Here is a 25,111-nt window from a genome sequence, read left to right on the forward strand (position 1 = left end):
GGCCGAAGCTTCATGGCCGAAGCAGGGGTATGGTACTGTACCATGGACTGTAGGGTCGTCCTCGAGGCCGCAGTGCCCGTGTACGACGTGGAGACGGAGGACGAGGCGATCCGGATCGCCATCTCGAAGACCGGCGAGATGCTGAATCCGGACCTCAACTACGTCGAGATCTCCATGGGCAATCGACGGTCCCCGTCGGGCGAGGAGCTCCCGCCCGCGTTCGTCGCGGCCGACGAGGCGCTCGTCGCGCTCGAACTCGAGATGACCGTCTTCAACGTCGAGCGCGAGGAACACGCGTCCCGCATCGCCCGCAAGGAGATCGGTCAGCGGATGCGGAACATCCCCCTCTCGGTCCTGCGCGTGGACGAAATAGAGGGGGACGAGGGCGCGGCCGACGAGGGGGACGGCGACGAGGGGGACGGTCCCGACGAGGGGACCGACGGATCACGTGGGGCCGCCGACGGCGACGAGGGCTCGGAGGGGGACGAACTCCTCCCGGAGTTCGAGGAGATGGTCGAGGACGACCGCTGAACCGGGCCGTCGGAAACCGAACGGGTCGACGGGACGGATCGACGGGTTCGAGCGGGCGGACGGCTCCGAACGCGACGACCGAACGGGGGTGGGACGGTCCGCAACGGAACGGAACAGTTCCGACCGCTGACTCGATCGGCGTCGGGTCCGTGCGGTCGGCGGGGTTCGAACGGACCCCGAGCGTCGAACGGGACGACCGACGGCGTCGCCACTGGACGGCTCGGGTGGGTGTGAGTAAGGGACCGGCTCAGTCGGCGGTCGGTGCGACCTGCTCGGACTCGGCTTCGACGACGGAGGCGGTGATTCCGCCGGCCAGTTTGAACACCGCTGCTTTGTGGTCTGTCTTCGACTTGTGGATCGATGTGGGCTTCACGCCGAGTTCCTCGTACTCGGAGAGGTCGAGATCCGCGTCTCGTGCTTCACACTCGCTTCGTACCTCGGCGAGAAGGCCGTGCAGGTGAATGAGTTCCTGCTTCTTCATGGACGAACTTGAGTTGCGACCGGAGGGTTAAATGCTTATCTTGAGGCTCGTTAGCATGGTTCCCGTCCGATTAACGCGATACGCACGCGTTACGGGGGCGAAATCGGGAGTCGAACCCGTTCGGGAACGACGGGTTAGGCTCCGGCTTCCGCCCCACGAACGTTTTACCCCGTGGTCCACTACCGGGAAGTATGGAGTACGACGACATGCTGAACCGGGCGGTCGAGGAGGCGCCGGACGTCCACCGGCGCGAGTCACGGTTCGAGGTGCCCGACGTGGACGTCCGCCTGGAGGGGAACGTCACGGTGTTCGAGAACTTTCGGGCCGTGGCGGACACGCTCGGCCGAGAGCCGGCCGACCTGCTCCAGTTCCTCCAGGGCGAACTCGGGACCGCCGCGCACATCGACGAGCGCGGCCGTGCGCGGCTCACGGGCGAGTTCAAGTCGGACCGCGTCGCCGACGCCGTCGACGCGTACACCGAGTCGTACGTCGTCTGTCCGGAGTGTGGGCTCCCGGACACTCGGCGCGTGACCGAGAACGGCACCGAGATGCTGAAGTGTGACGCGTGCGGCGCGCTGTCGGCACCCGGAGCCTGACCGGGTCAGTGGAACTGTTTCAGCGTCTCGAGGTCACGTTCGGTTCGCATGAACTCGGCGAGGCGTCGGGTGGCGTGACAGGAGGGACACGAGAAGTTCTCGCGGTGTTCGGGCAGTTCGGTCGGGTTCTCCTCCCAGCCTTTCGTGCACTCGGGACACACCAGTCGGATGAACGCCTCGACCATACCTGTTAGGCTGGCACGGCCGTTCAATAAAGGTTTTCGGGCGGAAATCGTGGGACGCTAGGACGGCGATAATCGAGGGGCGACGGGTCGGCGATGCTCGAGGGTCGGTGGGACGAGCGACGACGGGACGACCGATCCGGGACGACGGATTCCGCGCGTACCGTGCGTGACGGCCTACGCCGGGAGGCCGTCCGCCGCCTCGAGCAGTTCCTTGTACCGGTTCCTGATGGTCACCTCGCTCACGCCCGCGACCTCGCTGACCTGGCTCTGGGTGATCGACTCGTTGGTGAGAAGCGCCGCGGCGTAGACCGCGGCGGCGGCGAGTCCGACCGGGGACTTCCCGCTGGTCACGCCCGCGCCCTCCGCGTCCTTGAGGAGTTCGCGCGCACGCCACTCGCCCTCGTCCGAGAGGCCGATGCCCGAGGCGAACCGTCCCACGTACTGGGCCGGGTCCGCCGGCGCGACCTCGAGTTTCAGCTCGCGGACGACGTAGCGGTACGTCCGCGTGAGCTCCATCCGGTCGACGCGGGACACCGCCGTCAGTTCGTCGAGCGAGCGGGGCGTGTTCGCCTGCCGCGCGGCCGCGTAGAGGCTCGCCGAGGCCACGCCCTCGATGGAGCGACCGGGCAGCAGGTCCTCCTCGAGCGCGCGGCGGTAGATGACCGAGGCGGTCTCGCGGACGCTCTTCGGGAGGCCGAGCGCGCTGGCCATGCGGTCGATCTCGCCGAGCGCCTGCTTCAGGTTCCGCTCCTTCGAGTCCCGCGTCCGGAACCGCTCGTGCCAGGTCCGGAGCCGCTGCATCTGCTGCCGGCGCTCCGAGGTGAGCGCCTTCCCGTAGGCGTCCTTGTTCTGCCAGCCGATGTTCGTCGAGAGCCCCTTGTCGTGCATCATCTTCGTGACCGGGGCGCCCACGCGTGAGCGGTCCGTCCGCTCGCCGTCGGCGAAGGACCGCCACTCCGGCCCGCGGTCGATGGCGTCCTCCTCGACGACGAGCCCACAGTCGCGACAGACGCTCTCGCCGTGCTCCTCGTCGACGACGACCGTCCCGCCGCACTCGGGGCAGGCCGTTCGCGTCCGTTGCTCGCGCGACTCGACCTTCGATTCGCGCTCGTAGTTGCTGATGGTCGTTCGTGTCTCCGTCATGGTGTACTCCCGGAGCGACCACGACCGGTGGAAGAAAGGGTCCCGACGGCAGTCGTCCTTACTACTGGTAAGTCGGGGAAGTACTTAACTGTATCTGCCGTGTGTTCATCGATGACGGGGGTCCTGAAGCCCGATATCGAACGAACGGGTGGCTTTCCACGGGATCGGGAGTGGACGAGTGAATCATATAAGGACTGCGGCTGCCGTCGTTCGACCCAGGTAAACGTGTCGGTGGCGCGCGGCGCGGTGGCGAGCGATGCGAAGACGCGGTCGCGGAGGCGATCCGCGAGCCCTCGATCGTCGACCGGCCGGCCCGTTCACGCGACGACCACACGACTTATCGGGCACCGTCGGGAAACGGCGCCCCATGCGACGCAGAGTGCTACTCGGGGGGACCGCACTGACGCTCGCGGCCGGGACGGCGGGCTGTCTCGGCTTCCTCACCGGCGAGGAGCCGCTCTCGTTCGAGGCGGAGCCGGCGGCCGCCGCCGACGGGACGGCGAGCGAGACGGGATACGAGACGGACGGACCGCGTGCGGAGACGGTCACGCGGGAGTTCACGGCGGCGGGGCAGACCCGGGAGGTGGAGGTGACGAACCGGATCACGACCTACGAGAAGACCGTCGAGGTGGGAACGTTGGGGGAGGCGAAGCTCGGCGTGTTCGCGGCGATCGCGAGCCCGAAGGTGGAGATCGCGGGGCGGACGCTCAACCCGATCGAGGACCACTCGAACGACGACCTCGTGGAACTGCTGGCGAGCCAGTACGAGGGGATCGAGGACCCGTCGGCGGTGGACGAGCGCACCGTCGAAACGCTCGGGTCCGAAACGACGTTCACCAAGTACGAGGCCGTGGCGACCTTCGACGGTCAGGAGGTCGACGTGTACGTCCACGTCGGCAGGGTCGAGAGCGGCGACGACTTCGTCGTCGCGATGGGGGTGTACCCGCGGGCGATGGAGGACCAGGAGGAGCCTAACGTCGTCTCGCTGGCCGGGAGCCTCGAACACCCGGCCTGAGGCCGGACCGCGGGAGTGGACCGTCGAACCGGGGTCCGAAACGTCCTCGAACGCCACGGGTGCGGGTACCGTGGGTATCCGACCCATAAATATATACGACACACTCCCCTTATCGGGAGCGAGGGTACTGCGAATGGCGAAAGGAACGGTTGCATTCTTCAACGACACGGGTGGTTACGGGTTCATCGAGAGCGACGACGCGGACGAGGACGTCTTCTTCCACATGGAGGACGTCGGCGGTCCGGACCTCGAGGAAGGACAGGAGGTGGAGTTCGACATCGAGCAGGCCGACAAGGGCCCACGCGCGACGAACGTCACGCGCCTGTAGCTCCCGACGCGGACGGCGGGAAACCGGGCGTCACCCGAGATACGATACCCGGACGGCGCTCACACCGTCCGGCGCGTCGAGTTCTACTTCGGTCCGGAGCGACTCCCGGACCGTCGAGCGCCAGCGCTCCGGGCCGCGACCCGGATATCGCGGGACCCCCTCCCGGACGAACACCCGCGGCTGGAGGTGGATCGGCGAGGGGCTCCCGTACTCGCCCTCGCCGCCCTCGACGTGCAGCCGTGCGCGCATCCGGGCGGAGAACGGCGGCGTCACCCGGAGCACGGCCCGCCGGCGCCCGCGGTCGCGTGCCTCGACCGCGGCCACCACGTCGTCGGTCGTCACCGCGAGCGACTCGACGGCGCGGACGTCGTCGCCGGTCACGTCACTCGGCCGTCTCCCCCGCCCGTTCCAGCGCACCGCCACAGTTCGGGCAACTCGCCCGGTATGAGAGCACGCTCACCGTCCGGCGACACGCGCGGCACACGAAGGGGTCGCCCACCATCGAACGCGTGTTGGCCGCTCCGAGTGTTAAATGTTACCACGGAGGAACCACCGCGACTTTTACCGACTCCCCTGGTGGGGCCGGTATGGCATACAGCTACGAACCCCACCACTTCGAGGACTTCGAGGAGGGCCAGACGTTCGAGAGCGTCGGCCGCACGGTCACCGAGTCGGACTTCGTGATGCACTCGGCGTTCACGGGCGACTGGACCGAGCTCCACACGAACGCCGACTACGCCGCGGACTCCCAGTTCGGCGAGCGCGTCGCACACGGGCCGATGACGTTCTCGCTCGCCACCGGGTTCGTCTATCGGTGCGGCTTCCTCGAACGCACGGTGATGGCGTTCCTCGGAATGAACTACATGGACATCCCCGCCCCGGTGTACGACGGCGACACGATCTCGCTCGACATGGAGGTCACGGGGACCAAGCCGTTCTCCTCGCGCGAGGACGCCGGCCTCGTCGTCCTCGACACGGAGATGACCAATCAAGATGACGTAGTTGTGTTCGAAGGCGACATGAAATTCATGATCAAGCGAAGGGACTACTCTCCGTGATCAGGGGACGCGAGTGAACACAGGAAGACGAAGGTGCGCGCGGAGAAAAGGTGCACATAATGGCCCAGCGGCATGCTGCTTTCACATGAAGCCGGTCATTATGGCTGGCCACGGGCGCGATCACGTATCGTGGTCCTCTCCGAGAACCATCAGCTCGTGACGTGGCCGATCCTCGAGATCCATCCCCCCACGTTCCTCTCTTCATCGCACTTTCACCGGGGCAGCTCCTCGTAGTCGGCCTGCTGAGTACGCTCATCGGGTTGAGCGCCATGCAAATCGCTCGTCAGTGGCGCATTGATGAACGAGCAGGATTTGCGGAGGGGACGACTGGGTCGGCCGCCGTTGTCGGCTCGGGTTCCTGTGGGTGCTGTGGCCCCCTTGTCGCGAAGATCGCGGTGCTAGCCGCCGGCCCCTCCGTAGCAGCGCCACTCTACTGGGTGTTCGTCGATTCCGCATCCCCTACCTCGCTCGCTCTTCATCGTTGCGAGTATCGTCCTGTTTACAGGGAGTTTGGTGTACTCGGTCGAATCGGCACGGAATCCCGATCAATCGACCCGATCGTTCCGGCTAATTGAGCAACGGCACCGGAAGAATGAGAATTCCGGTGATGAACGGGACTGAAGCCAGAGATGTTGCCGGGAGTCAGCCACTGAACTCGTCGTACGAGACTGCTTCCTGGTCGACGATCGTCTGACTATCCGGCACCTCGCCGTCGGGGGGCATACTCCCTTCGGCAGGGCCGCCGGGTTCGTCGACCACAATACGGCCGACCATCCCGAGCGACTTGTGGGGGATACAGAAGTAGTCGTACGTGCCCGCCGTCTCGAACGTGTGCTCGAACGTCGCGCCCTCCTCGCTCACCGTCCCGCTGTCCCACGCCTCCGCGCCCTCCGGGATGCGCGTCACCTCGGCCGGCCCGTTGCCCTCCTGATACGCCGTGGAGGAGTGGCTTCCACTCTCGATCCGGAAGGTGACCGTCGTCCCCGATTCGACGAAGAGGCCGATCGGATCGAAGTAGTATTCGCTCCCCCCCCGTCTCCATCGCGATCGTGTTCTCACCGCCGCCACCGCCGGTCTCAGTGGGGGTCCCGTCCTCGGTTCCCGTCGGTGTCTCCGTGAGCGTCTCCTCATCGGCTTCCGTGGGTGTCTCCCCGTTGGGTTCCGTCGGCGTGTCCTCGGCTGGTTCCTGGTCGTCCCCGTCGTTGCCGCCACAGCCCGCGAGGATGGTGATGCCTACTGTAGCGGTGGCGCTGCTGGCTTTGACGAATGTTCGTCTGAACATCCCCGTGGGCCTTCGTGAGCGAGAGGGTTACTGGTTCTGGTGCGATTCTCGAAGGGCATGTGGGCGGAAGATCGATTACTGGCGTTCGTCGGTGCCGACGTACTCGCCGCCGTATTTCGGAAAGAGGTCGTGAGCCCGAGGATGGGGGTCATCACGACGAATCCGGCAACGCCCAGCGCCTTTGCGCTCCCCGGCAGCGTCGGGGGGCCTCCCCCACCAGTATCGCCCCCGCCGTCCCCGTCGACGGTAACCGTGCCTACCATGCCCGCCCCCTCGTGCGGGATACAGAAGTAGCCGTATTCGCCCTCGACCTCGAACGTATGTTCGTACGTCTCGCCGCCGGCGATGCTTCCCTCCGGGTACGCATCCCGCGCCGCAGATTCTTGGCACGGAAACGAAAGATATCGGCTTGATCAGCCGGCATTACCGCGTCGAAACCAGAGCATGGACGACCGTTCGGAACCGGGGGACGACGCCGAGAGTCCACGAGTAGCATCCCCTATCTGAGGAATCCCCGTGTTAACGATCTCCCGCCTTTTTGGACGCTGAAGCCGTTTTACTCGCCACCCGAAAGGGTGAATTATGACCAGAGACACATTACTCGAGCAAGTAGTTGGCGGGGAATCGCGTCGGTCGTTCCTGAAGAAGGGCACGCTGGCGACTGTCGGCGCCGGCGCCGCGGTGTCGGGCGCCGTCCACGCACAGGAGGACGACGCCGGTGGCGGCGGCCTCGACGACGAGTGGCAAGGGCTCATCTTCGCCAACGATTTCCAGCCCAACGCGCGGTTCACGTTCGTCTCGGGAGTCGTCGAGTGGACGCCCAATTACGGCGACGTACAGGATAGCTTCTTCGCGGACTACAACACCCGCATGATCCGGTGGCTGAACACCGGCGAGAACGACACCCTGTTCGTCGCCGAGGACGCCAACGTCGGCCAGTACGACGAGGACGCCGGGTTCGTCACCGACGCCGACGACGACCCGAACCAGCCCCAGCTCTTCGAGATGAATCAGGACTGGACGCCGTTCGGCGACAACGAGCGGCTCATCAACGTCAACGTCTCCCCCGTCGACGAGGATGAGGAGGATGCCATCCTCGAGAACGAGGATTGGTGGCTGGACGACGGAGCCGACGACGGGACGGAAACCGGGACGCCCGGTACCGAGACGGACGGCGCCTGACTGACGGATCACGACCGCGGTCGCGGCTCCCAGTGGTCCCTTCTTTTCTCCTGCAGTTGATCAATCCCCGCTTTCGGAGCGAAGCCGCCGGCCGAGGAAGGCGACGAACCCGCCGACGTAGCACGTCCCCCACGCGGCCACGATCACCGCGCCGGCCGTGTTGAAGATCATGTCGGAGACGATGTCGTCGATCCCCATGACCGTGAGTGGGGCCTGTGTGCCGGTAATGCTGGCGAGCCCTCCGGAGGCGAACTCGAGGATCTCCCAGACGACGCCGGCCGCGAGGACGAACACAACGATGAAAACGGCTCTAAACTTCGACGGTACGTCGATATCGTCGGAGTGACGCTCAAACGCTCTGAGGGCGGCGTATCCCGTACCCGCAATGACCGTCGCGGAGATCGTGTGCGTGACGGAGTCGTACCACGGGAACCACGTATAGGGGCCGAGCGAGCCGACGCTATGAAGGAAGACAGCAACGGTGATCCAGAGTACAAGTCCGGCATCCATCGAGTAGCCGTACTCCCGACGCAACAGGGCGGGGAGGAGGGTCACGGCCAATGCGAGACCCCCATTCGCCGCCATCCCGAACTGGAGCGTCGCGAGGCCGTAGAGGAGGATGCCCAACAGGACGAGCTGGAGGATCCGTCCGAATACGCGTTCCTGGGGGTCGGAGAACCCCAGGACGTCGCCCAGCGTCATGGCTTCTCGGGCGGGATCATCGGCCGCCCGGCCGATCCGACGTGCTCGACCCGGTCGAAGTACCACACGAAGACCCCTCCCACGACGAGTCCGACGGCCGTGACGAGGACGAAATCCCACTGGAGTTCGGTCTGCGAGCGCAGGAACCCCGTGCCGAGCCACCGGTCCGAGTAGAACTGGGCGACGGTCCAGAGCCCCTGGATCGCCATCGTCGTCAGGACGGCGAACCCGACCGTGAAGCGCCGGCTCATGTCGACTGGGGTGAACGCGTCGAGCTCGACGACCGCAATGAGGGCGAGCGATGCGACGGCGACATACCCCGCAATCTCGGGGTATGAGCCGAGTGTGCGAACGAGTACGGCGATGGCCGTAACCAGCAGAAGTGGCCATGGGGGCAGCATCGTCCCCTCGCCGGTCGACAAGGCGGGTACTACGGTCACCGTGGCGATGACCAGCGCAAGCCCGCCCCAGAGGAGGGCACCCTTCCGGAAGCTCTCAACGACCGAAAGAGTCACGCTACCCGTGAGCACCCACCCGAGAACGGCGTTGATCCGCTTGCTGTGTGCGAGCCAAATGAACGATGCCATGGCGAGATTATGAGAAGAAGACGAATAAACTCGGAGGAGACATTGACGGTTTGCACACCCACCGAACGGATGTTTCACAATCAGGGACGCGAAACGAACAGCGACTGCCTACTGAATACAGCCTCTGTAGTCAGCACGCTGCTTTTGGCAGGAACACGGTAGGTTCCTAGATCTCTCCTGCATACAGAGCGCGTATTCGCACGACAGCAGTCCAGGTACGTTACTTTTGGAATTATTTGATAGTGTGAGCGTACTCACTGTATCCGAATGATGCAAAGATGGAGGCTGTCCGCGACCGGCACGGCTGCTGGGCTTGGCGACCTATGCCCACCCCTTTGGATGCTCGTCTACTGGGCTACCACTGCTGGCGCTTCCCGCTGTCCGGGCAGATGGTCGTCAGCTTCGCCGCCTTCATCCCCAGGTACCCACCGATGATAGCGCCAGGAACCGTCGCAGCAATCCCCGCACCTGCCGTAGCGATGCCGACTTACGCCCCAGCCCACGCGCCACCGGTGGCTCCGGCGAGAGTTGCACCGGCTACCCTGGAGTGATGTTTAGTCGGGTCGAATTCATGGCCACATTCCTGGCAGACCGTCGTTCGAGTCGTCTTCGGTTTTCGAGCCATGAGGTGTTTCTCAGGTAGAACTACGCTATCGCCGATTAACGTTATCAGCCCCCATCGATCGCCATCCGCATCGTAGGGTTCGTTTTGAACCGGAGGTACTCTCCGTGCTGAACTCACCCTTTGTGGTCAGCATTCGGATCGTCACAAGGACTGAGTAGGTTGAAACGCCCCTACAATGATACAGGGCGCGTATCGGGCACGAGGGCAGGCCGATGTGCCAAGTGAATGTATCGCTAAGTACAGATAATCCAGTTAACGAGACGTGCAGTCAAAACGGGTTCCAAACTAACCGTTGGCCAACCGTCATAGTCAGAGACCTATCGTATTGGAAGAGGAAGGGCAGTTCTATCGACTGGGTTACTCTCCTTGTTGTACTTGGTGGATTTCCTCGGCGACGAGGCCGTGTGCCTCGCTGTGAACTTTCTCACCCGTCTCTTTGTCAGGAGCTTCAAACAGGCAGAATACGGTACCTTCGTCCTCGTCGAACCAGTATTCCTTAAAGTTTGCATCGTACTGCTCCTGCGTTTCGAGGTCCTTCTGGTGGGCTTCAGCAACCTCTTCCGGGCTCGCATCAACGTTCTTATGGATGTCCATGAACAGTGGCATTGCCCACTAAAATAGCCCACAGCAAGGGAATAACGTTCGGCCCTCTTGGTATCCATATAGTTCCTACCACAATGCAAGGACGATGAGAATGCAGGCCCACTTAGCGGCTGTTTCATCGCTGACGGCCGGAAACGAACGACGACCGTCTACTGCATACATCCTCTGTAGTCAGCAGGCCAGGTCTGTCAACTGTTGCGGGTTTCGACACGGCCCTCCGACCTCATACTCGATAGTCGACGAGATCCGCATTTCGAGCGTCACTGTCGACTTCCATCGCAGCCAGTGCGGATCCATCGGTCGCAAGAGACGAAGATCAAAGCGGAAAAAGAATCCGTCACAAGGAAAGAGGAAAGAAAAGAAGAGGAATAGCGGGAGGAAGTCGGAACCGAAGTGATCCCCGGCGACGCCTAACCGGCCTTTCCTTCTCCCCCATTCCACTTCCTGTTCCCTACCCAGTGAGGGCTCACCTTCTCCGTTCTCCCGCTCAGACGAGAAGTATCGCGAACTCGCCCCCCACCAGGATTACCTCGACCGGATTCACGTCCGGAGCTGCCTGCTTGGCGCCATCTCCATGTCCCGCTAATTCCGTTTCCGGCCGATAGAAGCTGATACAGCCGGTTAGAAGGATGTAGCCACCGGAACGATGCAACTGCATCCGGGTGTTCGCCAGTTCTCAAACCCGGTGGAAAGGACAGTTTTTCCCATATCGATACTAATGAATTTCAATGTATCACTAGATTAAATTTTTAACACATCGGGTGTTAGCGACGGTCATGCCACATAATGGCACGATACCAAGGGGCACACCAATGTCCCGACGACGGTTCGTGGAGCTGAGTGGAGTGTCACTCGTCGGTTTCGGCGTTACGGCGAACCCAGTCAAGGGAGCAGTCTCGGAAGAACGGGCACAGACGGGGCAACTCGTCGAGAAGAGAGAAAACGTCGAGGTGGAGATGCGGGATGGTCGGATCTTGCGCGCCGACGTGTACCTCCCACCGCAGGCAAATCAGCGCGGGGGTATCGAGACGCTGGTAACGCGGACGCCTTATAATAAAGCCGGCTACGGCGGAACTGCGGAGTATTTCGCCCAGCGAGGGTATGCGGTGGTCGTGCAGGACGTCCGCGGGAAGTTTGAGTCCGACGGGGACTTTTATCCCTATCGGAGCGAGGGGAACGCCGAGGCGGCCGACGGCTACGACACGATTGAGTGGGCGGCTGAACAGGAATTCTCGAACGGCATCGTCGGAACCTTCGGTATTTCCTACCTCGCTGGTACGCAGTGGGCGATCGTTCACAACGACGAACTCCCGCCACACCTTGAGGCGATGGCCCCGGGGTACGCCGTGTCGAGTTACTACGGGCAGGGATCGTACGCAGGTGGTGCGTGCCTGCTCTCGCACAACATCGATTACTTGAACGGATTCGGAGTCGAGCGGTTCAATCGGGACAATCCGAACCAGGCTGACAACTTCACCGTCCTTGACGAGGCCCAGGAAGCGATGATGCAGGTCTACTGGGACCTCCCGGTCCATCCCTACGAGCCGTTCGAGGAGGTCGGGCTCGACTGGCTCACCGACTGGCACACGAACGAAACCTACAACGAGTACTGGGAAGCCCAGGATCATACTCTCCACTACGACAAGGTCGACATTCCAGTCCTCAACTACGGCGGCTGGTACGACATCTTCACGCAGGGTCCCGTCACGAACTACCAAGGGCTCGCCGAGGAAGGGGTTTCCGACGAGATGGAACTCGTAATGGGTCCCTACACCCACGGCGCGGAGAGCGTGCGTGCGCAGGGGCAGGTAACTGGCTCGGCGTACTACTTCCCCGAGAACGCGGCGTACGACGAACTTGCGACCGTCGTGGCGTTTTTCGACCGGCACTTGAAAGGGCGCGCGCAACAGGTCGAGTCACTGCCGAGCGTCCGGTTCTATGTCCCGGGGCTCGACGAGTGGGTCGGCGCGGAGGAGTTCCCCCTGCCGGAGACGGAGTTCACGAACTACTACCTGAACAGCGACGGCGATGCGAATGCAGACGCCGCGGCAACCGACGAGCCGACTTACAACGGCGAGCTATCGACGAACGATTCCAGGAGCGATCCGACGGACGAGTACACGTACGATCCGAGCGATCCGGTCGTCGCTCAGGGCGGCTACAATAGCCACTGGCACGGCGGTGTGACCGACCGCGCGACCGCTTATCACGGCCGCGAAGACATCCTAGTCTATCAGACGGATGTCCTCTCCGAGGACGTCGCCATCGTCGGCCCGATAACCGTCACGCTGTTCGCGGAAACGTCGGCGGTCGATACGGACTTCATCGTCCACCTCTCGGACGTGACCCCTGGGGCCCGCACGGGGGGGCTCTGGGTCGCAGAAGGTGCTCGGCGAGGACGCATCGGCGACGTGGAGGCCGATCCGCGTGCTCTCGAATCGTACAGCGACGTGAGTCTGCTGACCCCCGGGGAGGTCTACGAGTGGAAGATCGCCGTCTGGCCCACCGCACGGGTCTTCGAGGAAGGACACAGGATTCGAATCGACGTTACCAGTAGCGACTTCCCGCGGTACGACCGGAACCTGAACACGGGCGAAGGACTCGACGACGACGAGATGGAGACCGCAGAGCAGACGATCTACCACGACGACGTGTACCCCTCTCGCGTCGAACTCCCCATCGTTCCGATGGAAGGCCTCGAAGAGCGAACGATCGACTCACCCGTGCCCGGGCGCCAGGGACGCGGACGGTAGGCAGGCGTCACTACCTCCTCTTGGAGTCCTTTTTGTTCCAGTCGGCCAATGAATCCCCGAGGGGAAATTGATTCCGTGACCCAGTAGTGGCAGTCGTAACGGTGGATCGAACTGGTGGTCCCGTCGGGGTCCTCACTTTCCCCGCAGAGTGGCGCACGATGTTCGCCGACAGGGACGTGCCGGCCAACCAGCTTTTGGTGCAGCAGCGTGTCTCGAAGGACGTCGAGCGGTCCAGCCAGGAGACGCTTACGGTGTGTGCGCTGCGGCGGATGCAGTAGGGCACGCCGCTTGCGCCTGGCCAACGGGTCGAGTACGTCGTCGTCGACGCTGCCGGCCGCAGGAGTGTGCGAGTCCGACTCACCCACGAACACGTCGACGACTACGATGCTGGCTGGAACCGCGACCAGTGTATCCGGGCTGCGGTCAGTGTCCGCTCACCACGTGGGTATCGAGAGTCGGACATCAAGACGCATCTCGACGACTGTGAGATGCCGTCGCTCCGGTCCTACCAGTAGGAACCAGTGGCGGGAGGAGTGTTGGCAGACGCGTGACCTACCTTTTTCCACTGCCACCTTTTATCTGGACGTTCCCACGCCGGTGTACGTCGGCGACACGATCTCGCTCGACATGGAGGTCACGGGGACCAAGCCGTTCTCCTCGCGCGAGGACGCCGGCCTCGTCGTCCTCGACACGGAGATGACGAACGGGGACGGCGAGACGGTGTTCGCCGGCGACGTGAAGTTCATGATCGCCCGACGGGACTGATCACATCGAACGCAGGACGAGCACGGATCCCGGGGACGTGAGGGACTCGCGATCGCCGTGGCCCGTTCGGCGCGACCCCCCTGCGGCAGGTATTTACGGGCGGTCGATGAACCGACCGACCGTGAGTACCGACGAGCCCTCCGGCGGTGCCGCGGGCGCGCCGTCGACCGAGACGTACTGCATCTCCTGCGGGGAGTCGATCTCCGCCGACGCCGAGATCTGTCCCCACTGTGGCGTGAGCCAGCGGCGCCTCCCGGAGAGCGGCGGCCCCGGCCGGACGGCCGACGAGAAGTACTGCACGAACTGCGGGAGCGTCGTCAACCGCGACGCGGAGCTGTGCCCGGAGTGTGGCGCCGAACAGACGATCGGCGCGGGCGGCGAGGTGGACAAACTCGCGGCCGCGCTCATCGCCCTCTTCCTCGGCGGGCTGGGGATCCACAAGTTCTACCTCGGCGACAACAAGATGGGCGTCCTCTACCTCTGTTTCTTCTGGACGGGGATCCCCGCCGTGCTCGGGATCATCGAGGGGATCATCTACCTCACGAAGTCCGACGAGGAGTTCCAGCGCCGGTACGTGAAGCGCTGAGATGAGCCGCCTCACGGACCTCCCCGCGGAGGTCCGCGCGGGGTTGCGCGCGGCCGCGCCGTACCTCCTGTCCCACCACCCGCCCGCGGAGCGGCCGCGTCGCTGTCACTCGGTGCGGGTTCGCGGGCGACGATACCGCCTGTGTGCGCGCTGTGCCGGCGTCCATCCGGGCATCGCGATCGGTCTGCTCGCCGCGGCCGGCGGCGTACGGGCCCCCCTCGCCGCCGTCGCGGCGCTCCCCGCACCCGCGCTCCTCGAGTGGGTTCTCACCGGGTACGGCGACCGGCCGGGGAGAAACGACGTCCGGACGGCGACGGGACTGGCCCTCGGACTCGGATACGGGTTCGGCCTCGCGAGCCTCGTGACCGGCCGGGGTCGTCCCGGCGTCGTCGCCGTGGGGCTCGGATACGCGACGCTCGCGGCCGCGTTCCTGTACGCCGACTCGCGGTGACGGGTCGGCCCCGTGCCGGCCGCGACGCCTACCCGAACACCTGCTCGAACAGCGCCGCCTGCCCCCGACGGAGTCGCTCGAGGAACGCCGACTTGCTCACGCCGAGCTCCGCGGCCACCTCCCCGGCGGTCGCACCCTTCGGGACCGAGAAGTAGCCGGCTGCCAGCGCCGCCCGCAACGCCGCCTCCTGTGCCGGCGTCACGTCCCAGCGACCCGCCGCGTCGCCCGGCTCCGGGCCCAGCGGGTACACCCGTTCGAGGGTGACGCCGACCGCCTCCCCCGCCGCCTCCATCACGCCGCGGAGGACGTCCCGGCCGACGACGGCGCCCTCGAACCGTCCCTCGCCGCCGGCGTACGTCAGCGACTCGGCCATGAATCCCGCGTCGATGAGGTCGTGGACGACGCAGGGGTGCATCGACAGGCAGCGGTAGCTGTCGCGGCCGTCGGCCCGCGAGCGGTGGAGGTACCGGACTCGTTCGTCTGCGTCCAGCGCTTCGGCCAGGTCCTCCCCCGCGGGCGCCGAGAACCGGAGCAGAGCGTTGCCGTCACGGCGCAACAGCGGCGGTTCGGCCTCCACGCGCGTCCCGGACGAGCGCGTCGCCGCGGCGAGCGGACACGCGTCGCCGGTGACGCCCACCTCGACGACGAGACACTCCTCTATCACGGCGAACGGATGGTCTCCGGTACGGATAAACCCCGTCCATGGACGGGCGAATCGATAGGGCGGGCCGAACGTAACGATCCTTCATGGACATCGAGACGGTCAAGGAGCGGGCCGGCCCCCGCCAGTTCGGCCCCGGCGACGACATGCCGGAGGAGTACCGGCGGCGTGCGACCCGGATGATCCAGTTCCACGCGAACAGCGAGGTGATGGGCGGCTACCTCGACAGGGAGTTCACCCGCCACGCGCCGTCGCTGGACCGAAAGCTGGCGAACACGGCGAAGGTTCAAGACGAGATCGGACACGCCCAGTTGCTCTACCGGGCGGCGGAGACGCTCGGCGTCAAGACCCGCGACGAGATGCTGGAGGAGCTCCGAACCGGCGAGGGGAGGTTCCTCAACTGCTTTCACTACCCCGTCGACTCGTGGTACGAGGCGCCGATGATCGACTTCTTCGTCGACGGCGGCGCGATGCGCCGGCAGGCGACGCTGAAGAACACGTCGTGGACGCCGTACGCCCACGCGATGGACAAGGTCTGTTTCGAGGAGGGGTTCCACGTCAAGCACGGCGAGTCCATCCTCCGGGAACTGATGCGCGGGTCGAAGGCGACCCGGGAACGCATGCAGGAGACGTTCGACGAGTGGTGGCCACGGATCCTCCAGTTCTTCGGGCCGACGAACGACGAGTCGACCCACAACGACTTCGCCCAGGAGGTCGGGCTGAAGACGACGAGCAACGACGACCTCCGCAACTCGTTTCTGAACATGTACGTCCCGAAGGCCGAGAAGTACGGGCTCGAGATCCCGGAGTACCCGCGCATCTTCGAGCGCGAGGACGGCACGATGGCCGTCCGCGAGGACGACCTCGACTGGGACGAGTTCTGGACCATCGCGAAGAACGAGTACGTGGGGAGCCACGAACAGATCGGCTCACGCCGACGGCGACGGGACGCGGTCGAGTGGGTCCGCCGGTCGATGGACGCCTGGGAGTCGAGCGCGGGGGCGGCCACGGGGGCGGCGAACCCATGATCTACGAGGTGTTCCGCCAGGAGGAGCCGGGCGACTACCACCGGCACGCCGGCAACGTCCACGCCCCGGACCGCGAGATGGCGAAGCTGTTCGCGAGCATCCAGCACGGTCGCCGGATGCAGACGAACTCCCTCTGGGTCGTCCCGCGATCCGAGATCGGCGAGGTCGACGCCGACGACGTCGCGTTCGGCGGCTCGACCGACAAGGCGTACCGCTGGGCGATGACGTACAACGACATCGACGCCTCGTTCGCACGGGAGGTCGAGGACAGCGAGGCCGAACAGCGCGAGGCGGCACGCAAACGCCGCGAGGCGACGCGGGAGGGGGCCGACTGATGGCCGCGGACCTCGATCGCGACGACCTCACCGCCGAACAGCAGCTCGCGCTGGAGGGGCTCCTCTTCCGGCTCGCGGACGACGAGTTCGTCCACGCCGAGCGGCTCACCGAGTGGCAGATCTTCGCGCCGACCATCGAGTCGGATCTCGCGCTCGCCAACGTCGCACAGGACGAGTTCGGCCACGCCCGGCTCTGGTACGAACTCCTGCAGGAACTCGGCTACACCGAGGCCGAGTGCGTCTGGGAGCGCCCGCCCGGGGAGTGGACCCACGCGACGCTCGTGGAACGTCCGTTCGAGGAGGACGGCTGGGGCGACGCCGTCGTCCGGGGGTACCTCTACGACGTCGCCGAACGGCTCCGCCTCGATGCGCTCGTGGACACGAGCTACGCCCCCCTCGCGGACCGCGTCGGCAAGGCGCTCGCGGAGGAGGACTACCACCGCGACCACGCCGAGAGCTGGCTCGAACGGCTGTCCGCAGACCCGGCCTCGCACGAGCGCGTCCAGGCGGCCGTCGAGGAGCTGTTCCCGCCGGCGCTCACGCTGTTCGCCCCGGGACCGCGCGAGGAGGGGGTCGTCGACCACGGCTTCCGGACGGAATCGCTCCCGGACCTGCGCGCCGAGTGGCTGGACGTCGTCGTCCCGTTCCTCGAGTCGCTCGGCCTGGAGGTGCCCGAACCGGACGCCGTCGAGCGCCCCGCGGCGGTCGGGCGGGACGGGAGCCACACGGACGCCTGGTTCGACCTCCACGAGGAGTTCACCGCCACGTACCGCGAACTGGAGTTCGAGTCGCCCGCGCGCCTGCGCGGCGAGGGGCCGTAGATGACGACGAACGCGCCGCTCGACGCGGACGTCTGCTCGCACACCGACTACGGGTCGGGCGAGTCGTCGGACGAGTACCCGAAGACCGGGGAGGGTGCGACCGGGACCGAGGCCGACGTCTGGGACGCGCTGTACGGCGTCGAGGACCCGGAGATGCCCGTGAGCGTCGTCGACCTCGGACTCGTCTACGGCGTCGAGGTCGACGAGCCGACTGACCACTGCGTGGTCGAGTTGACGCTCACTTACTCGGGCTGTCCGGCGCGGGACCTGCTCATGAACGACGTCCGCTGCGCGGCGATGACGGCCGAGGGCGTCGCCGACGCGGAGGTCCGCCTGCGGTACTCGCCGCAGTGGAACGTGGAGATGGTGACCGAACGCGGACGGGAGCACCTCCGCGAGTTCGGGCTGAGCGTGTGATCCGACGATGAATCCGGACCCGAGCACCACGACGAGCGACGACGGGGAGGCCGCCGAGTGCCCGTACTGCGGGTCGACGGACACGATCCGGGACCATCCGAAGGGGCCGGGGCTGTGTCGCTCCATGCACTACTGCGAGGACTGTCGGCAGCCCTTCGAGCGGTTCGGGTAGCCCGTGACCGCCACGCTCGACGACGTTCTCGCCGCCCTGGAGGAGCTGGGCTACGGCTCGGTGACGCGGACGGAGGGGTACGACGAGGCGGGCGGAACCGTCCCGCTGCCCGAGGAGCACCGCGCCGAACCGCGGTCTGGCTGGCGGCGTCTCCTCCCACGGCTCTACGACGGCGGCGATCCGGCCCTGGTCCCCGACGACCTCCGGGCCGCGGTCGAGGAGCGCGGCTGGGTCGTACAGCCGATGGGGCGGTCCGCCGAGACGGCGACCGTCGTCGTCTCGCGCGACGGCGTGTGATCCGGTCCGATGGCGTTCGCGTCGGATCGTTCCCGGCTCTCGACTCGCGCGTCGCCGTACCCGCCCGGTAGCGGACCTCGGACGCACCGGGTGCCCGACTCGCGCGCCTCGGTGCGACCCACTCCTTCGGTCGCTGCGTCCTCGGTTGCGGCGCTTCCGTCGTCGGACTCCGCCGAGAACGCGGCCCGTTCGGTCCCACCCTCCGGACGGTCGGGTCCGTCGCGTCGGGGACGACCGCCGGCACGGGCTCGGGGGGTCGTGGTCCGGTCGGAGAAACGGGATCGTCGCGCGGTCGAAGGCCGGGTTCGTCTCCCGGCGGTCACTCCGCGCCGACGAAGTCCGGTTCGAGCCGCTTCTCCTCCCGCTCGGACTCGAGGTGGGCGCGGAACTCGCCCGGGTCGACGTCGTTCGCCTCGTTCTCGAAGCGGTCCCGAACCGAGACGGTCTCCGTCTCCTCCTCGTCGCCGCCGACGATGATCATGTACGGCACCCGGTCGTCGTGGGCGGCGCGGATCTTCCGGCCGATGGTCATGTCGCGGTCCTCGACCTCGGCGCGGAAGTCCCCGAGGTCGTTCCGCACCCGGTGGGCGTAGCCGAGGTTGTCGTCCGAGATGGGGAGCACGCGGACCTGCTCGGGCGCGAGCCACAGCGGGAAGTTGCCCTTGAAGTGCTCGATGATGACGCCCATGAAGCGCTCGAACGTGCCGAGCAGCGCGCGGTGGACCATCACCGGGTGGTGCTCCTCGTTGTCCTCGCCGACGTAGGTGAGGTCGAGTTTGCGCGGGATGTTGAAGTCGAGCTGGACCGTCCCGACCGTCCACTCCCGGCCGATGGCGTCGCGCGCGTCGATGCCGACCTTCGGGCCGTAGAAGGCCGCCTCCTCGGATTCGATCCGGTAGTCGAGCCCCTCGCCCTCGAGGGCGGCCTTCAGCGCGTCGGTCGCCTGGTCCCACACCTCGTCGGAGCCGACCGCGTTCTCGCCCTGGGTCTCGAGCTTGTAGATGACCTCGAGCCCGAAGTCGCCGTAGATCTCCTCGATGACCCCCAGCGTGCCGCGGATCTCCGACTCGATCTGGTCGGGGCGGACGAACGCGTGGCCGTCGTCCTGGGTGAACCCCCGCACCCGGAGCAGCCCCGAGAGCTCGCCCGACTGCTCGTTCCGGTAGCAGGTGCCGAACTCCGAGAGCCGGATCGGGAGGTCCCGGTACGAGTGGGTGCTCGTCGCGTACACGTGCGCGTGGTTCGCGCAGTTCATGGGCTTCAGGCCGTACTCGGTGTCGTCCTGGACCCAGTTGAACATCTCGCCGTTGGCCGTGAAGTTGTCGTAGTGGCCCGTCGGCTTCCACAGTTCGGCCTTGTTCAGTTCGGGCGTCCACACCTCGTCGTAGCCGAGGTCGTCGTTCTTTCCGCGGATGTACTCCTCCAGTTCCCGCCGGATCGTCATCCCGTTCGGGTGGAAGTGGACACAGCCCGGCGAGTGGTCGGGCACCGAGAAGAGGTCCATCTCCCGGCCGATCTTCCGGTGGTCCCGCTCCTTTGCCTCCTCGCGCATCTCGAGGAACTCCTCGAGGTCAGACTCGGACTCGAACGCCGTGCCGTACACCCGGGTGAGCTGGTCGTTCGCCTCGTCGCCGCGCCAGTACGCCGAGGAGATGCTCATCAGCTTCACGGCGCCGATCTCGCCCGTCGAGTCGACGTGGGGCCCCTTACAGAGGTCGCGCCAGTCGTCCTGCTCGTAGACGGAGACGGGGTCCTCGCCGGCGGCCTCCTCGTGGAGGATCTCCGTCTTGTACGGGTTGTCCTCGAACGCCGCGAGCGCCTCCTCGCGGGGGAGCTCCCGGCGGACGATGTCGTAGTCGGCCTCGATGACGTCGCGCATCTCCGCCTCCAGTTCCTCGAAGTCGGACTCGTCGAGGTCCACCCCCGTCACGTCGTAGTAGAAGCCGTCGTCGGTCGGCGGGCCGATGGCGAGCTTCGCGTCGGGGTGGAGCCGCTGGAGCGCCTGCGCGAAGACGTGGGCGGCCGAGTGGCGAAGGACGTCGAGGTACTCCTCGGACTGGTCGGTGACGATCTCGAGTCGGGCGCCGTCGTGGACCGGCGCGTGCTTGTCGACCAGTTCGCCGTCGACGACGCCGGCGATCGTGTCCTCGCCGAGCCCCGGCCCGATCTCGTAGGCCGCGTCCTCGACCGTGGCGTCCTCCGGGACGGACAGCTCCGATCCGTCCGGCAGGACGACTGCGATGTCGCTCATACGAAAGCGGAGTCGGAGGGCGTGAATAAGTCTTGTCGAAGCGCGCGGGTCGCGCCCGGGCGAGGTGGAACGCCGGAGCGAACGTCACACGCGAACGGCCGCCGCTACACCAACGAGAGCGCGATGACGACGGCCCCGCCGCCCCCGGCGAGGACGCCGACCCCGCGGGCCAGATGCTCGCCCCACGCGACCGTCCGCTCGAGCGAGAGCACGACCGCGATGAGCGCCACCCAGACGATGTTCATCGAGCCGACGGTCACCATGAACGCGAACAGCGCCCAGCAGCACCCGACGCAGAACACGCTGAACTCCCAGCTCGTGCGCACGGCACCGCCCACGCCCGGGCGGTGGTGGCCCACGAGGAACCCGAGCGGCGACCGGCAGTAGCGCAGACACCGGTACTTGTACGGGGAGAGTTGGTAGCCCGACAGGAGCAGCAGCGTCCCGCCCATCAGGAGTCCGCCGTGAGCGCTCGCGACGCCCGCGATCGGCACCAGGGCGTTGACGACGAGCGGCACGACCCCCGTCAGCGTCCAGACGAGCGCGTACGTTCCGACGAACGCGCCGACCCGCGCCGCCTTGCCGGCGGTCGTCGTCCCCTCGAGCGTCCCCGCGTACAGCCGGAACAGCGGGACCGACGACGGGTACATCATCGCGACCATCATCACCCCCCACATGACCAGGTAGAGGCCGACGCCGGTCGCCCCGTTCGAGAGCGCCGTCGCCTCCGGTACCCCGGGGTCGGACATCCGCATCCCCGAGCTCGTCGCTCCCCCGGGCATCGGGAGCCAGCGACCGACGACCGCGGCCCACGCGAGCAGCGCGATGGCGTAGGTGACGAGCGCGACGATCGGGACGCGTCGGCGTGCGATACGATCCCTGAGCGAGTCGTACGTGGCCATGGAAGCCTCGGCTCTCCGGGCGGCCTCAGGAGTTCGCCAGTTCGAAGTCGCCGAGATACGCGTTGTTGCCCGAGACGTCCCACGTGAACCGGTCGTCGTAGGAGACGGTGGCGGTCGTCGACCTGCCCGTCTGCACCTCGGTGCTGGTCGTCAGCGGGTGGGGCGAGATCGTGCCGACCTCGTCGTTGAACCCCACGGCGCCGCCGGCGTCCATCTCGAGGACGTCGCCGACCTCGACGGAGAACTCCGACCCGTCCCGCGAGAAACCGATCGGAACGGTCGCGACCTCCGCCGACCTGACGTGCGTGTCCGCGACGGGTTCCCAGATGCCGCCGGCGCGGCCGAAGTAGATGTCCTCGACGGCCTCGCGCTGGTCGTCGTCGGCCGCCTCGTCGACGAGCAGCACGACGTCCCACTCCGTCTCGGGGGCGAACATGACGCCCTCGTCGGTCGAGACGAGCATGGCGACGTTCACCCCGCCGAGGTCGACGTCGTCGTAGCTCCCCTCGTCGATGTGCCACGCCAACGAGACGGTACAGACGTCGTCGTCCGGCGCTTCCAGCCACACGCACTGGCAAGCGACGTCGCAGTTGCAGGCTTCGACGTAGTCTCCCTTGATCGTCCACTCCCGTGTCATCGGTGAATACCGTGTAGTTCGGCAACGCGGGGCACGATATAGTCACCCCGTGGAAACCGGTCACCCGCTGGAATCCTCGCAGGCGCCGTCCGATGGCGGAGGTGCGTCCACGGGTCGGAAATCCCTGCACCGGGGAAATCGGCCCGCCGCGTCGGAAAGGCAAAAGCCCCGGCCGTCACGAGGGGTGGTATGGACATCCCGGTCGACGAGGACCGACTGCGCGAGGACGTCGAGGCGAACGCCGCCTTCGGCGACGTCGACGCCGACGAGGGGCGGGGACGCACCGTGCTCTGTGGAACCGAGCCGAACCGACTCGCACGGGAGCGGTTCGTCGACCGACTGGCGGACGCCGGACTCGACGTGACCGTGGACGCCGTCGGAAACGTCGCGGGGACGTGGGCCCCCGACTCGGCGAACCCGGACGCCCCAGCCGTCGCCGCCGGGAGCCACCTCGACTCGGTCCCGGAAGGTGGCATCTTCGACGGGCCGCTCGGCGCCTACGGCGCGCTGGAGGCGGTGCGGGCGATGCGGGACGCCGACGTCGAACCGGACCGGCCGGTCGTCGTCGTCTCGTTCACCGAGGAGGAGGGCCAGCGCTTCGCGGACGGCCTGCTCGGCTCCTCGGTCGCGGTCGGGGAGCGCTCGGTCGAGGAGGCGCTCGCTCTGACCGACGACGAGGGCGTCACGCTGGAGTCGGCCCTCGAGGACGTCGGGTTCCGCGGCGAGGGCGTCCTCGACGCGAGCGACTGGGACGCCTGGTACGAACTCCACGTCGAGCAGGACACGACGCTGGAGGGGGCGGGCGTCCCCGCGGGGGTGGTGACCACCGTCACCGGAATCACCCACTGCGAGGTCGAGATCGAGGGCGAGGCGAACCACGCGGGCGCGACCGCTATGGGCGACCGGACGGACGCGCTCGCCGCGGCCGCGGAGTTCGTGCTGGACGTCGAATCCGCCGCGAGCGAGGTCGTCGGGTCGAGCAGCGAGTCGGCGGTCGGCACCGTCGGGTCGCTCTCCGTCTCGCCGAACGCGACGAACGTCGTCCCCGGCCGGGTCGAGGCGGGCGTCGACGTTCGCGACGTGGAGTACGAGTCGATGGAGACCGTCGTCGCTGCCGCACGCGACTCGCTCGAACGGCTGGAGGCCGAGCGCGGGGTCGACACCTCCGTCGAGCGGCCGTTCGACCTCGACCCGACCCCGATGAGCGAGCGCCTCCGCGCGGCCGCACACGAGGCCGGCGACGCGGTCGGAATCGACACTATCGATCTGCACTCGGGCGCGGCCCACGACACGATGCACGTCGCGGACGTGACCGACGCCGCGCTGCTGTTCGCGCCCTCCCGGGACGGCATCAGCCACAACCCTTGCGAGTGGACCGACTGGGACGACTGTGCAGCGGCGACCCGGGTGATGGCCGGCGCGATGGCGAGCGTGGCGACCGAGTAGCCACGACCGGAACCCGGCAGGCTGTGGCGCGCGGCTGGCGGACCTCCGTGTCCGCCACCGTCGCGCGAGGGACGAGTGGGAGAGGCGAGCGGAGCGAGCCGATCGAGCGAATCGGCTGGGAAGGCTCACGCGAACGGAGTCGTTCGAAAGGCGCAAAGCGCCTCTCGTGATGGTGCCAGATTCCTGTGGAATCCGGCCGCTGACGGAACCCGGTGGGTTCCCGTACTGACGAACATCTTCGATTTTCGAACCACGAGGGTGAGTTCCGAGGAGCCCGCTCCGAGGTAAGTGAGGTGCGGTCGGGTGGGACTGAAAGGGGCCGGCTTTCGCAGCGTTCTCACCGGGGGAGCAGCCGAATTCGTCGCCCTCCCATCCCGCTGCCCGGAGACGGATCAGTCCCGGCGACTCACGCGGCCAACGCCACGTCCAGGTACAACATCACCACCACCCCGAGCATCGTTCCCAGCGTCGCCAGCCGTTCGTGGCCCCGGGCGTGCGTCTCCGGGAGGATCTCGTCGGAGATGACGAACAGCATCCCGCCGGCGGCGAAGCCCATCGCGTAGGGCAGGATCGGCGCCGCGAGCGACACCGCGACCGCGCCGACGATGACCAGCGGAATCTCCACCAACCCCGACCTGATCCCGGTCAGCACCGCGTACGTCTTCCGGTCGAAGCCGGCGTTGATGGCGGCGACCGACACCGCCAGCCCCTCCGGGACGTTCTGGAGGCCGATTGCGAGCATGAGCGAGAGCGCGTTCGCGACGTCCCCCGAGCCGAAGCCGACGCCCACCGCCAGCCCCTCCGGCATGTTGTGGATGGTGATGGCGACGATGAAGAGGATGACCGAGGCCACGCCCGACTCGGTGACCGTCTGGTCGACCCGCTGTCGTCCCGTGATGAGGACGTGGACGTGGGGGACCCAGTGGTCCGCCTGGTCGAGCACGATCACGCCGATGAGGATGCCCGCGAGCACCGGAAACGGCGCGAGAAGCCCCGTCGCCGGCACGCCGGGGACGATGACCTCCGTCGCGTCGATGCCGGGGACGATGAGGCTCGTGAACGAGGCGGCGAGCATGACGCCCGCCGCGAAGCCGAGCGCGCCGTCGAGCACCCGCTCGGTCGGGTTGCGGTAGACGAGCACGAGCGACGCCCCGACCATGTTCATTCCGGCGATCACGAGTCCGCCGACGAGCGCCTGCACGAGCGGGTTCGTGCCGACGAGGTCGACGAACAACTGTTCGGCCATACCGGTGCCATGGAGGGGCCCATAT

The 25,111-nt window shown here is 66.6% G+C and carries 31 protein-coding genes and 1 pseudogene; 18 read left to right on the forward strand and 14 right to left on the reverse strand.

What is annotated here, in order from left to right; genetic code table 11:
* Positions 1-42: 42 nt before the first annotated feature.
* The gene (locus HUG12_RS12965) at positions 43-531 is read left to right on the forward strand and encodes a DUF555 domain-containing protein (protein ID WP_179269170.1); all 489 of its coding nucleotides are present in this window, start codon (positions 43-45) and stop codon (positions 529-531) included.
* A gap of 247 nt (positions 532-778) precedes the next feature.
* On the opposite strand, the gene HUG12_RS12970 is transcribed toward HUG12_RS12965, so the two are convergent.
* The gene (locus HUG12_RS12970) at positions 779-1,012 is read right to left on the reverse strand and encodes a UPF0058 family protein (protein WP_179269171.1); all 234 of its coding nucleotides are present in this window, start codon (positions 1,010-1,012) and stop codon (positions 779-781) included.
* Positions 1,013-1,203: 191 nt separating this feature from the next.
* On the opposite strand from HUG12_RS12970, the gene HUG12_RS12975 reads away from it, so the two are divergent.
* Positions 1,204-1,608, forward strand: coding sequence for a translation initiation factor IF-2 subunit beta (locus tag HUG12_RS12975; protein WP_179269172.1), 405 nt, complete (start codon positions 1,204-1,206; stop codon positions 1,606-1,608).
* 5 nt (positions 1,609-1,613) lie between these two features.
* Here HUG12_RS12975 and HUG12_RS12980 read toward each other — a convergent pair whose 3' ends face one another.
* Positions 1,614-1,793 (reverse strand): DUF7836 family putative zinc-binding protein, encoded by a 180-nt coding sequence (locus HUG12_RS12980; protein ID WP_179269173.1) that lies wholly within the window; start codon positions 1,791-1,793, stop codon positions 1,614-1,616.
* Between the two features lie 174 nt (positions 1,794-1,967).
* Positions 1,968-2,936, reverse strand: coding sequence for a transcription initiation factor IIB (locus HUG12_RS12985; protein WP_179269174.1), 969 nt, complete (start codon positions 2,934-2,936; stop codon positions 1,968-1,970).
* 367 nt (positions 2,937-3,303) lie between these two features.
* On the opposite strand from HUG12_RS12985, the gene HUG12_RS12990 reads away from it, so the two are divergent.
* Together HUG12_RS12990 and HUG12_RS12995 are read left to right on the forward strand one after the other, a co-directional pair.
* On the forward strand, positions 3,304-3,951 hold the full coding sequence (locus HUG12_RS12990; RefSeq protein ID WP_179269175.1) for a DUF6517 family protein: 648 nt from the start codon (positions 3,304-3,306) through the stop codon (positions 3,949-3,951).
* Positions 3,952-4,084: 133 nt separating this feature from the next.
* On the forward strand, positions 4,085-4,279 hold the full coding sequence (locus tag HUG12_RS12995) for a cold-shock protein (protein ID WP_179269176.1): 195 nt from the start codon (positions 4,085-4,087) through the stop codon (positions 4,277-4,279).
* Positions 4,280-4,309: 30 nt separating this feature from the next.
* Here HUG12_RS12995 and HUG12_RS13000 read toward each other — a convergent pair whose 3' ends face one another.
* The gene (locus HUG12_RS13000; protein WP_179269177.1) at positions 4,310-4,660 is read right to left on the reverse strand and encodes an FHA domain-containing protein; all 351 of its coding nucleotides are present in this window, start codon (positions 4,658-4,660) and stop codon (positions 4,310-4,312) included.
* Positions 4,661-4,866: 206 nt separating this feature from the next.
* Here HUG12_RS13000 and HUG12_RS13005 point away from each other — a divergent pair, with 206 nt between their 5' ends.
* Positions 4,867-5,337 carry a MaoC/PaaZ C-terminal domain-containing protein gene (locus HUG12_RS13005; RefSeq protein WP_179269178.1) on the forward strand — a complete coding sequence of 157 codons (471 nt, stop codon included), beginning with the start codon at positions 4,867-4,869 and terminating at the stop codon, positions 5,335-5,337.
* A 642-nt stretch (positions 5,338-5,979) separates the two neighbouring features.
* Here the strand turns inward: HUG12_RS13005 and HUG12_RS13010 are convergent.
* Both HUG12_RS13010 and HUG12_RS13015 read right to left on the reverse strand, forming a co-directional pair.
* Positions 5,980-6,396 carry a plastocyanin/azurin family copper-binding protein gene (locus HUG12_RS13010; protein WP_246308050.1) on the reverse strand — a complete coding sequence of 139 codons (417 nt, stop codon included), beginning with the start codon at positions 6,394-6,396 and terminating at the stop codon, positions 5,980-5,982.
* A gap of 174 nt (positions 6,397-6,570) precedes the next feature.
* Positions 6,571-6,966, reverse strand: a complete 396-nt coding sequence (locus HUG12_RS13015) for a plastocyanin/azurin family copper-binding protein (protein ID WP_179270645.1) — start codon at positions 6,964-6,966, stop codon at positions 6,571-6,573.
* A 235-nt stretch (positions 6,967-7,201) separates the two neighbouring features.
* Between HUG12_RS13015 and HUG12_RS21505 the strand changes: the two genes are divergently transcribed.
* Positions 7,202-7,801, forward strand: coding sequence for a twin-arginine translocation signal domain-containing protein (locus tag HUG12_RS21505; protein ID WP_218836317.1), 600 nt, complete (start codon positions 7,202-7,204; stop codon positions 7,799-7,801).
* 60 nt (positions 7,802-7,861) lie between these two features.
* Here the strand turns inward: HUG12_RS21505 and HUG12_RS13025 are convergent, their stop codons facing one another.
* From HUG12_RS13025 to HUG12_RS13035, 3 genes are all read right to left on the reverse strand, one after another.
* Complete coding sequence (locus tag HUG12_RS13025; protein ID WP_179269179.1) at positions 7,862-8,503, reverse strand: hypothetical protein; 642 nt, start codon at positions 8,501-8,503, stop codon at positions 7,862-7,864.
* The gene (locus tag HUG12_RS13030; protein ID WP_179269180.1) at positions 8,500-9,090 is read right to left on the reverse strand and encodes a hypothetical protein; all 591 of its coding nucleotides are present in this window, start codon (positions 9,088-9,090) and stop codon (positions 8,500-8,502) included. The genes HUG12_RS13025 and HUG12_RS13030 overlap by 4 nt, the downstream gene beginning before the upstream one ends.
* 982 nt (positions 9,091-10,072) lie before the next feature.
* Positions 10,073-10,321 carry a DUF4242 domain-containing protein gene (locus HUG12_RS13035; RefSeq protein WP_179269181.1) on the reverse strand — a complete coding sequence of 83 codons (249 nt, stop codon included), beginning with the start codon at positions 10,319-10,321 and terminating at the stop codon, positions 10,073-10,075.
* A gap of 773 nt (positions 10,322-11,094) precedes the next feature.
* Here HUG12_RS13035 and HUG12_RS13040 point away from each other — a divergent pair.
* From HUG12_RS13040 to HUG12_RS13060, 5 genes and pseudogenes are all read left to right on the forward strand, one after another.
* Positions 11,095-13,071: a CocE/NonD family hydrolase gene (locus tag HUG12_RS13040; protein WP_218836318.1), complete on the forward strand. Its 1,977-nt coding sequence runs from the start codon at positions 11,095-11,097 to the stop codon at positions 13,069-13,071.
* An 86-nt stretch (positions 13,072-13,157) separates the two neighbouring features.
* Complete coding sequence (locus HUG12_RS13045) at positions 13,158-13,349, forward strand: hypothetical protein (protein WP_179269183.1); 192 nt, start codon at positions 13,158-13,160, stop codon at positions 13,347-13,349.
* Between the two features lie 298 nt (positions 13,350-13,647).
* A pseudogene (locus tag HUG12_RS13050) lies at positions 13,648-13,836 on the forward strand (MaoC family dehydratase); the annotation flags it as partial.
* A gap of 121 nt (positions 13,837-13,957) precedes the next feature.
* Positions 13,958-14,422 (forward strand): TM2 domain-containing protein, encoded by a 465-nt coding sequence (locus tag HUG12_RS13055; protein WP_218836319.1) that lies wholly within the window; start codon positions 13,958-13,960, stop codon positions 14,420-14,422.
* Between the two features lies 1 nt (position 14,423).
* Positions 14,424-14,873, forward strand: coding sequence for a DUF2085 domain-containing protein (locus HUG12_RS13060; protein ID WP_179269186.1), 450 nt, complete (start codon positions 14,424-14,426; stop codon positions 14,871-14,873).
* Positions 14,874-14,901: 28 nt separating this feature from the next.
* Here the strand turns inward: HUG12_RS13060 and HUG12_RS13065 are convergent, their stop codons facing one another.
* Positions 14,902-15,537 (reverse strand): helix-turn-helix domain-containing protein, encoded by a 636-nt coding sequence (locus HUG12_RS13065; RefSeq protein ID WP_179269187.1) that lies wholly within the window; start codon positions 15,535-15,537, stop codon positions 14,902-14,904.
* 83 nt (positions 15,538-15,620) lie between these two features.
* Here HUG12_RS13065 and HUG12_RS13070 point away from each other — a divergent pair, with 83 nt between their 5' ends.
* The 6 genes from HUG12_RS13070 to HUG12_RS13095 are packed head-to-tail and all read left to right on the forward strand — an operon-like array spanning position 15,621 to position 18,604.
* A complete protein-coding gene (locus HUG12_RS13070) occupies positions 15,621-16,562 on the forward strand; it encodes a Phenylacetic acid catabolic protein (RefSeq protein ID WP_179269188.1) in 942 nt (313 codons plus the stop codon).
* Positions 16,559-16,897 carry a 1,2-phenylacetyl-CoA epoxidase subunit PaaB gene (paaB, locus tag HUG12_RS13075; protein WP_179269189.1) on the forward strand — a complete coding sequence of 113 codons (339 nt, stop codon included), beginning with the start codon at positions 16,559-16,561 and terminating at the stop codon, positions 16,895-16,897. Before HUG12_RS13070 ends, paaB begins: the two co-directional genes overlap by 4 nt.
* Positions 16,897-17,718 carry a 1,2-phenylacetyl-CoA epoxidase subunit PaaC gene (gene paaC, locus HUG12_RS13080; RefSeq protein ID WP_179269190.1) on the forward strand — a complete coding sequence of 274 codons (822 nt, stop codon included), beginning with the start codon at positions 16,897-16,899 and terminating at the stop codon, positions 17,716-17,718. The genes paaB and paaC overlap by 1 nt, the downstream gene beginning before the upstream one ends.
* Complete coding sequence (gene paaD, locus HUG12_RS13085) at positions 17,719-18,135, forward strand: 1,2-phenylacetyl-CoA epoxidase subunit PaaD (protein ID WP_179269191.1); 417 nt, start codon at positions 17,719-17,721, stop codon at positions 18,133-18,135. It abuts the gene before it with no gap.
* Positions 18,136-18,142: 7 nt separating this feature from the next.
* The gene (paaE, locus tag HUG12_RS13090; RefSeq protein ID WP_179269192.1) at positions 18,143-18,307 is read left to right on the forward strand and encodes a 1,2-phenylacetyl-CoA epoxidase subunit PaaE; all 165 of its coding nucleotides are present in this window, start codon (positions 18,143-18,145) and stop codon (positions 18,305-18,307) included.
* 3 nt (positions 18,308-18,310) lie between these two features.
* Entirely contained in the window at positions 18,311-18,604 is a 294-nt protein-coding gene (locus HUG12_RS13095) for a hypothetical protein (protein WP_179269193.1), read from the forward strand.
* A gap of 319 nt (positions 18,605-18,923) precedes the next feature.
* On the opposite strand, the gene thrS is transcribed toward HUG12_RS13095, so the two are convergent.
* From thrS to HUG12_RS13110, 3 genes are all read right to left on the reverse strand, one after another.
* The gene (thrS, locus tag HUG12_RS13100; RefSeq protein ID WP_179269194.1) at positions 18,924-20,855 is read right to left on the reverse strand and encodes a threonine--tRNA ligase; all 1,932 of its coding nucleotides are present in this window, start codon (positions 20,853-20,855) and stop codon (positions 18,924-18,926) included.
* 104 nt (positions 20,856-20,959) lie between these two features.
* Positions 20,960-21,757, reverse strand: a complete 798-nt coding sequence (locus HUG12_RS13105) for a DUF2182 domain-containing protein (RefSeq protein ID WP_179269195.1) — start codon at positions 21,755-21,757, stop codon at positions 20,960-20,962.
* Positions 21,758-21,782: 25 nt separating this feature from the next.
* The gene (locus HUG12_RS13110; RefSeq protein ID WP_345777009.1) at positions 21,783-22,319 is read right to left on the reverse strand and encodes a DUF1326 domain-containing protein; all 537 of its coding nucleotides are present in this window, start codon (positions 22,317-22,319) and stop codon (positions 21,783-21,785) included.
* Positions 22,320-22,583: 264 nt separating this feature from the next.
* Between HUG12_RS13110 and HUG12_RS13115 the strand changes: the two genes are divergently transcribed.
* Positions 22,584-23,840 carry a Zn-dependent hydrolase gene (locus HUG12_RS13115; protein ID WP_179269197.1) on the forward strand — a complete coding sequence of 419 codons (1,257 nt, stop codon included), beginning with the start codon at positions 22,584-22,586 and terminating at the stop codon, positions 23,838-23,840.
* Positions 23,841-24,246: 406 nt separating this feature from the next.
* Here HUG12_RS13115 and HUG12_RS13120 read toward each other — a convergent pair whose 3' ends face one another.
* Positions 24,247-25,086 carry a ZIP family metal transporter gene (locus tag HUG12_RS13120; protein WP_179269198.1) on the reverse strand — a complete coding sequence of 280 codons (840 nt, stop codon included), beginning with the start codon at positions 25,084-25,086 and terminating at the stop codon, positions 24,247-24,249.
* Between the last annotated feature and the right edge of the window lie 25 nt (positions 25,087-25,111).

The organism is Halorarum salinum, assembly GCF_013402875.1.
In the GTDB taxonomy this organism is placed as follows: Archaea; Halobacteriota; Halobacteria; order Halobacteriales; family Haloferacaceae; genus Halorarum; species Halorarum salinum.